A 7,773-nucleotide genomic window follows, 5' to 3' on the forward strand; every position below is an offset into this window, starting at 1 on the left:
CGATATATTTTCCGGTAACCGGCGGCTTATTCTTGGACATAAACAAAGTTAGATGTTATGCAGTGAATACACAAATGACTTAAATGCAAAAGCAGCGCTGCATTTGAATACCTTTTTATAATGCTGTATCTTTATTGTATAAATGGCCTTTTAAAATAAAATGAGAATATAAAACATGGACAACCCATGACTGAACCAATTACCATAGAACAGTATCATGAAGCCTATTACCAGATCAGGCAATATGAGTTTCAGCAAATGCCGCCGGGCAGGTCTTTGATACGACTGCTTTATGTGGTAGATGTGCCGCCATCGCTGCGTCATGGGATCGAAGGTCTTTTGTCTTATTGCATCTCCAAAAAAATCATCCCTTTTCCATCCGTAAGGGATGTAAGCGATGTGTATTTTACCGCCTATTTTGCTCCCGAAGATTTAGATACAGCTTACAGTTGGTGGGGGCGTAGCCTTGGCACAAAATCTGTTGATACACTGGCCAGGGCATTTAAAAAGAGTAACTGTATCTTCGGGCAAACTATTGCCACACCCCTACCAATGCCCGGTCTAATTCGTGAATACCAACGCCGCGACCAGGAATCGGCTTTGCCCGCCCTGCCTACGGATATGCAGCGCTTTTATTTGTCACAGCAACCGTTAGAACCGGATAAATTAGAAATACGGGCAACACCATCGATTATCAGCCAGGGCCAATATGAAGAAGCGATAAATCGCTATCATGAATATCATGCACAAGGCAAGGGCGAGGGCAGGCCAATATTGGCATTACTGCGGGATGTCGATGCCCCTATGCGGCTTTACAATGGTGTGCAGGGTATTCTACAACACTACATCCGCGAAAAACTGATACCTTACAGTTATTCCGGCGATGTGACCGATGTGTTTTTTGCCGCTTATTTCACCGGCGAAGATTTGCTTGGATTGCGGAATTTCGGCGTTAAAGCCTTGTTGGAATTTAAAAAGATCATGGCGCAAAATGGCTGTCCGTTCAAGTAATGCTGCAATTTACAAGTAAAGCTATTCCATGTCTTTATAATCCATCAACACCGGTAATGCTACTTTTAATGCAGCGGCCAATCTCACCATAGACAACAGGTCAACATCTACTGTACCGGCTTCATAATTTTTAATTTCCTCATTGGTGAGATCACAAAGAAGAGCCATCTTTTTGCGGGATATTTTCTTAGCCGTTCTCAATCCTTTGAGGTGCTTACCAAACTTAACAAGTGATGGATTTGGAAGATTTGTCATAATACGTGTTTGATGGGGAATAATGCGCTGCCACATATTCTGCAACATTTGCTACTATTCCGATATCAGGGTTATCCCGGCCTTATTAGCCTTATATTCAATTTTCTCTTTAAGCCCGTAATAGCTCCAGTTACGCAAAAGAAATTCATCTTCCTTAGCCACTTCTTCTTTTTGCTCCTGGTTAATCAGTAATAATGTGGCCGCCTGGTGTTTTACACAAAGGTCTATAAGTCTTCGGCTATATACATGTAGTTTATAATCAACATATTTTTTTTCGTGATCTTTGTATGCTTCAACCGATTTTAATTTTCTCTTTCGGCCTTGGCCCGACCGATTGAAGGTTGAGCCGATCTGTAAGCGGCGGCGGGCGTTCTGCAAGGCAATCCTGCGGTGCAGAAATTCCTCTTTACTGCCGATCCTATAGTCAGACCTGCCGATCTTTAAGGTGATGGGAAATTCAAGCGATAAACTGGCTTCGGCTATAACAGAGCTATCTAATTGATTTGCTTCCTTGTCCATCTGAAACGAGGCAAGTAAAAATATTTTACCCTTATCCAGCTTTAGTGCGCAGCTACTTATTTTTAAATTACCTGCAATTGCCCTTTTTAATAAAACGCTTTTATCTGTTCTATCTTTTCCTAAATACGTCCTGAACGGGATTTGAAATAAAGTGAGTTGGTATTCCCTCCCTTTTTCCATGGGAATGAACTTTAATTGCTTGGCAGAAAAAGGCAACGGGATATCGCGTTTGTAATTCCTAAGTGATTTTTCGCCCTTCCAATAGGCAACACGTTCATTATTATAATTGGAAACCAAAGTGTGATTAAGACAGGATATGAAATCCATCGGTATCTCGCCCTTAAAATATTTTGATAAAAGCTGATAGGTAGTGTTGGCTTTCGAGGTTGTTAAGATGCCATCCTCATCCTTTTTAATATCAGCCAGCTTAACTTTTACCTCATCGGTGATATAAATAAACTCTTTGATCTGTTCCTGGACATAATGGTGCGTAAAGATATAGTTGGCCGCCCTGAAACATATCCATTGCCAATCATACAATTTGGTAAAGCAATCTTTACGAAAGGCTGCATCATCACTGTTAAGCAGCAATTGTATCTTTCTGGTCAGAATTATATGCTTGTTTTCCATAACGTTGAATTGGCGGTTGGTTTTTATTATTGGGAACTTTCTTGATTGCTTTAAAAGCTTTTACGAAAACAGTTTGAACATATCCCTGTGATAATCCAAGTTCTGAGGCAATTTCCTCAAAACTAAAATTCAGGTCATATCTTAAGTTTAAAATATTTGCCTGTTCCTCATTCAATTCTCCCTCATATAAAAATTTGCTCGTTTTGGTAAGATTGAGCTTCTTTGTGTTTATGATAATATCCTTTAAATTTTTAAGGGTATCTTCTACCTTACGGGCTATCTCATAATCCGATATGCCGCCTAAATGCCATGCAATCCGGTCATAGCTGAAAGAATATTGCAGGCATAATTTGATAAACAATTGTTGGTTGGCGCTAAGATTTGGCAGTACGCTTTCGACCTCCTGCCATTGCTCTGCTCTTAGTTGATCCAATTCCTCCTGATAAGTTATATCTGTCAAATCGATTTCGTCCTGCGGCTCATTGGCTCCCATAAAATCCTGATAATTCTCTATATCGTCTAATTTGATGAGGCCGCGATGAAATTTTGCAGATGATTTTTTATAGAAATCGTTACATCCGCATTTGACCTGCTTTCCTAAGAATGTTATTATTTCATTTGCACTATTCATTTTTGAACGCAACAACCAAAGCTTTAAAAATGCTTCATGGGCAATGCTACTGGCTGCCACGTCATCCTTTACACGCTTAAAGGCCCAATAATTTATTACCGGATATAGCCGGTTATAAAAGTGTTTCAACCCGGATTCCTTTCCGCTTTTTAAGAGATCAATAAAATGCAAATCAAGTGTTATCTTTACAGATGCTTTTAGAACCATCGCATTTGAATTATATTTGAAAGTGTATCTTAGCAGATAATGCCATCAAGAGCAAGCTATACAAATTTAGTAGGTGACGAAATTTTGATGGTACTACTAATAGTATATAAAAGACATACTTTTAGTATATATTGATCATAGTAAATTGAAAAAATGAGCGCTGTTGCAGGAAAAATTAAAAGATTACGTACGCGAAGCGGACTTACACAGGAACAGATGGCCGAACGGATACATCTTACTTTAGGAGCCTGGCAGAAAATCGAAAATGGTATTACCAGAATTGATATTGAACGCTTAACCCAAATAGCGGAAGTGTTGGAAACATCGCTTGCTGACATTATCAATGGAGACGAGGGAATTTTCGTCCATCAGGAAATTGGAAAAAACGAAAATATTTACAATAAGGAAGTTACAGTAAACAACCATATTTCTGATAGTGAAAGAGAGTTATTTATTAAAATCATCGCTGACAAAGACAAAGAAATTGATTTTTTGAGAGGCTTGCTTAATGATAAGAAGTCAAGCAACTAAACATTTTTAAGTATTCGATTAAATTATAACAGGCTGAAAACCCTTTACTACTGTTGTATAAAATTTCAAAAAAACGACTTCTTTACAATAGACACTTAAAGAACGAACGTTCTAACGGATTTACAATAGAGCCCAGTTGTATATACTTCTAAATTTTGTATGTGATACTCAATCTGTTGGTTAGACTTGCGGTTTCGTTAGTTGTATACAACTTAAAAAAGCTGCTCTTTTACGGTTCATTAATATTTCACCAACAATGGATCGTTGTCTATCGTATAAAGATATTTCAAAACAAGGCTTCCATTTTCCAGCGTAACTTCCCGAGTTGTATATATCTTTCAAATTGTGGGCAGTCACAACTTTTTAATTAACTGTTTAACTGTTGTGTATATACCTTTCAAATTATGATCAGTCACAATTGAGCCACAAAAAGGGCAATAGCAATCCTGATTGTATATACCTTTCAATATTGTTCGATTTCTCGATAACTATTAACGTTGTATATGTCTTTCAAAAAAGTAACCCTTAAAATATCATTAATAAAAATGAAAGTATTTAGTGAGTGTTTTTAAAACCTCACCCTACGGTTGTACAAGCAACCTCCCTATAAGTTAAAGAACTGATTTCTTCCTGATAATGAAAGATGAAGTTACAAAACAGAATTTAACATAGTTATATACTTTTAATATACATTTTATATACTATTAGTATACATTGAATTGAGTAATGATATTGTTAATTCGCCATAGAGTTACTAAATTGGTATTTGGAATGGCTGCTATCAATTATGCTTCAGAAATGTACGGCAACGGGAAAAGTTATCATTTCTTCCTATCTGGAAGCCCGTTTACTTATGTACAGTTTAAAATGGAATTATAAACGGCATAAAGATATAAATGGCAAGCGTATCAAGCACCGCCAGGGCAGGCCGGAACAAAAGCGAGCTTATTTCTGTCCGTATTGCAATGGCTATCATCTAACGAAATGGAAAGCCAACGAATTTAATGCCTATTCAGAAAGGTTGATTAGTGGCGACTTGTCATGATCCTTTCTAAAATCCAACAATTCTTTAGGTTCGATCTCCAAAGCCTTTGCAAGTTGCAAAATGGTCAACAAAGTAACGTTGACCTTACCGCTTTCAAAATGCTTAATATCCGCATAATCCAAATTACAAAGCAATGCCATTTTCCTGAAAGATAGCTTTTTAGACAGCCTTAATGATTTAAGATGTTTTCCAAATTGTATTAAATGTTCCCTGTCTGTTTCGCTAACCATTTCTTCTATTAAATGATTAGGAAAAATGGAATAATATAGGCTTAAAAGTGTTGGTGAATTAACCAACGTTTTTTACATTTGATGAATGCTTGCGCCAATAGTCAAACCACAACATCACTTTTCCAAATTAAATGCGGGATGATGGCGCTTAAGCAAAAAATAATATTTAAAAACTTATTTGTTTAAAAATATACTTATTTTTAAACGTCCTAATTCCTTACACGTTATATGAGAAAATTTGCAGCCCTCATACTCTTTAATTGCATTCTTTGCTTTAATGCTTATTCACAAGCTGATAAGCAATATTATGTAACGGCATACAAGGAGCAATTACAAATGCTTACAGGGCAAAAGCCGGTCAGTTTTAAACGATCTGTATTCCTTACGGAAAACGCCTTTTATTCAAATAAGCTAAGCTATCAGGCATTCTGTCAGGATGTGTCTAATATCAGCGTGCAGCTTAAAGCTATGATAAAAGCCAAAGGAATAGGGAAATATAAGACAGCTCCAAATTGGGCAACGTTCTATTTTATGACTGATACTATTCCAGCCAATAACTTTAGACCCTTTACTTATGACTTTGAGGATTTTACAGGCAGTAAAGATTGGTCAAAGATGTTTGTTACCAAGTTACTTAAGACACATAGCGGTAATTGTCATTCCCTGCCTTATTTGTATAAAATACTCTGTGAGGAAATAGGCGGCACTGCATATTTGGCGTTTGCCCCAAACCATTGTTATATTAAACACATGGGCGAAAACGGTCAATGGACAAATAAAATGGTCGATTTAAATGGCATGGACGGTGAAGTTTCAGGCAGCGGAACGAAAAAAGACCCTTATGTTATTAAAGCAAACTATTATTATGTAAATGGGAGCCTGTCCGATAAACAGGTAACGGCATTGAATGACGGAGTAGCATCTTATAATAAAATGGGCGGCAAAGATGGCGTTGAAATCAAAAATGCTGATGGTACAAAATCCTATGTAAAATACAGTTTGAGCGCATCCGGCGTTAAAGATGCACAGGCCGCTAAAGATGCTGCTTATGGTGATAAGTTTACAGATAAAGGTGGCACTGAAAGATTTTTTGGGAACATTGTCGGCGAAGGTGCTTCAGGCTCCGGTGGGGATTATGGGTCAGCTACAAATAGAAATGTGAACTTCAATAACGCAAACATTAAAGATGGAATAGATAACAAGGGTATGAATGAATCACGCTTACTGGAAGGAATAGTTATTCACGAAATTGGCCATAATCTTGGTGGTGAGCATTCGGACGGTACATCTACCATGTCGCAAATTACTACAAACAATATCGTCAGGGACATTGGGCCGTCAAGTTCTTATATAAGCTATCCAGGTACATCAAAGGACTTTACAAAAATCATCTTTGACAGACGAGACACCCGGATGCAAGACCCTAATGCGAGAGTACTTCAGCCCGGACTTTATACCAAACAATAGTAATAGCAACTATGAAAAATAAATGGGCTTTATTATCGACCTTAATCTTTTGCATTTGCATATTTTGCGATGTTAATGGGCAAACACCCACTTCATCTGTCACAGTAATTCGCGGATACGTTGTCATGCAGTTTGACAAACAGGATGTATTAAATCATTTTACAACGAAAAGTCAAAAGTCAATTCCAATTGATAGCTATAAACAAACGTTTTTCCTTCCGTTTGGAAAAGCCACTTTAGATATAAACACAGATTCTTTAAATATTTTACATCATGATAATATCGTTTTTTTGCCATCAAAGGAAACGAACGAGCTTATAACTGAATTTTGCAAAGACAAAGCCTATCTTATAAAAAATGATTTTCCCACTTACAAAGGGGATGCTACTTATTTCGAGGTTAAAGGGAAATCCAATGAAAAATACCTTTATAAATATTACTTCATAGAATGTAAGGCAATCAGGGCGACAATCCCCAATACTTCTAAAAATGCTTTTAAACTCAATATTCTTTATAATAAATCAACAGCTAATTTAGAATGTAATTTTGTTTTTGATACCGTGGTTTTACAGCCGATAGATGCCGTTAATAGCAAAAATATTCGACCTTTTGATGTTACTCAAAAGATTGCGCCACATGAAGCGGGACATATTTTGCCTAAAAACTGATCACTTAAACATCATAGGCTCACTTAATATAAATAGCTCCCTTCTTTAAAGTATCAATCTGCTTTGTGGTGATCACAAAATATTGATTATCTGCATCAATGAGGGTCAGAACTGAATAGCCGGGTTTCCAGTTACCAATTCCAAAAACCTTGATCGGCTTGGGATGCCTGGCTATGATCAGTGAGTTATCAATAACAGGCTTTGATACGGAACAACTACAAAGGAATAATAAAAGGATCAAACCTGTTTTTTTTATCATTGATGATTTTTAAATTATATGATTAGCCCGCTTTTTTCGATCCATTCCTTTAAGGCTGCTAATTCATTTGTCAATCTTTTCTTTGTAAATATCTTGAAAATTTTGTTGCGTTCTTTTAATTCAAGCATATATAAATGTCTTAGGAATGTTCCGTGATTTTTTTCTTCCAGAAAGTATTCAGACCTTCCTTTAATGTTATCCCCTGTAAAATCTATAGCTAAAAAGGTATCCACCTGAAATTCGGTAATCGTTAACTGGTATTGCCGTAGTTCTCTTTTTATAGTGAGGATCGTTCCCTTACCGTATTTTTTAATAGTGCG

The 7,773-nt window shown here is 36.8% G+C and carries 10 protein-coding genes; 4 read left to right on the plus strand and 6 right to left on the minus strand.

All coding sequences use genetic code 11. The features are described from left to right. Window positions 1-186 precede the first annotated feature (186 nt). Entirely contained in the window at window positions 187-1,011 is an 825-nt protein-coding gene (locus BLS59_RS30840) for a hypothetical protein (RefSeq protein ID WP_091157860.1), read from the plus strand. Between the two features lie 21 nt (window positions 1,012-1,032). Here BLS59_RS30840 and BLS59_RS30845 read toward each other — a convergent pair whose 3' ends face one another. The 3 genes from BLS59_RS30845 to BLS59_RS30855 are packed head-to-tail and all read right to left on the minus strand — an operon-like array spanning window position 1,033 to window position 3,253. Then, a complete protein-coding gene (locus tag BLS59_RS30845; protein ID WP_091157862.1) occupies window positions 1,033-1,314 on the minus strand; it encodes a helix-turn-helix domain-containing protein in 282 nt (93 codons plus the stop codon). A 6-nt stretch (window positions 1,315-1,320) separates the two neighbouring features. Then, window positions 1,321-2,415, minus strand: coding sequence for a hypothetical protein (locus BLS59_RS30850; protein WP_091157864.1), 1,095 nt, complete (start codon window positions 2,413-2,415; stop codon window positions 1,321-1,323). After that, window positions 2,366-3,253, minus strand: a complete 888-nt coding sequence (locus BLS59_RS30855) for a sigma-70 family RNA polymerase sigma factor (protein ID WP_091157866.1) — start codon at window positions 3,251-3,253, stop codon at window positions 2,366-2,368. Before BLS59_RS30855 ends, BLS59_RS30850 begins: the two co-directional genes overlap by 50 nt. A 153-nt stretch (window positions 3,254-3,406) precedes the next feature. Between BLS59_RS30855 and BLS59_RS30860 the strand changes: the two genes are divergently transcribed. Beyond that, entirely contained in the window at window positions 3,407-3,784 is a 378-nt protein-coding gene (locus BLS59_RS30860) for a helix-turn-helix domain-containing protein (RefSeq protein ID WP_091157868.1), read from the plus strand. Window positions 3,785-4,792: 1,008 nt separating this feature from the next. Here BLS59_RS30860 and BLS59_RS30865 read toward each other — a convergent pair. Then, the gene (locus BLS59_RS30865) at window positions 4,793-5,059 is read right to left on the minus strand and encodes a helix-turn-helix domain-containing protein (protein WP_091157871.1); all 267 of its coding nucleotides are present in this window, start codon (window positions 5,057-5,059) and stop codon (window positions 4,793-4,795) included. A 228-nt stretch (window positions 5,060-5,287) separates the two neighbouring features. Between BLS59_RS30865 and BLS59_RS30870 the strand changes: the two genes are divergently transcribed. Continuing rightward, the gene (locus tag BLS59_RS30870; protein WP_091157873.1) at window positions 5,288-6,526 is read left to right on the plus strand and encodes a hypothetical protein; all 1,239 of its coding nucleotides are present in this window, start codon (window positions 5,288-5,290) and stop codon (window positions 6,524-6,526) included. 11 nt (window positions 6,527-6,537) lie between these two features. Next, window positions 6,538-7,194, plus strand: a complete 657-nt coding sequence (locus BLS59_RS30875) for a hypothetical protein (protein WP_091157875.1) — start codon at window positions 6,538-6,540, stop codon at window positions 7,192-7,194. A 19-nt stretch (window positions 7,195-7,213) separates the two neighbouring features. Here the strand turns inward: BLS59_RS30875 and BLS59_RS30880 are convergent, their stop codons facing one another. After that, window positions 7,214-7,453, minus strand: coding sequence for a hypothetical protein (locus BLS59_RS30880; protein ID WP_091157877.1), 240 nt, complete (start codon window positions 7,451-7,453; stop codon window positions 7,214-7,216). A gap of 14 nt (window positions 7,454-7,467) precedes the next feature. Beyond that, window positions 7,468-7,773 (minus strand): hypothetical protein (locus tag BLS59_RS31935; protein WP_162842833.1); only part of this gene is annotated, 306 nt, incomplete at its 5' end.

Source organism: Mucilaginibacter pineti, assembly GCF_900101875.1.
In the GTDB taxonomy this organism is placed as follows: domain Bacteria; phylum Bacteroidota; class Bacteroidia; order Sphingobacteriales; family Sphingobacteriaceae; genus Mucilaginibacter; species Mucilaginibacter pineti.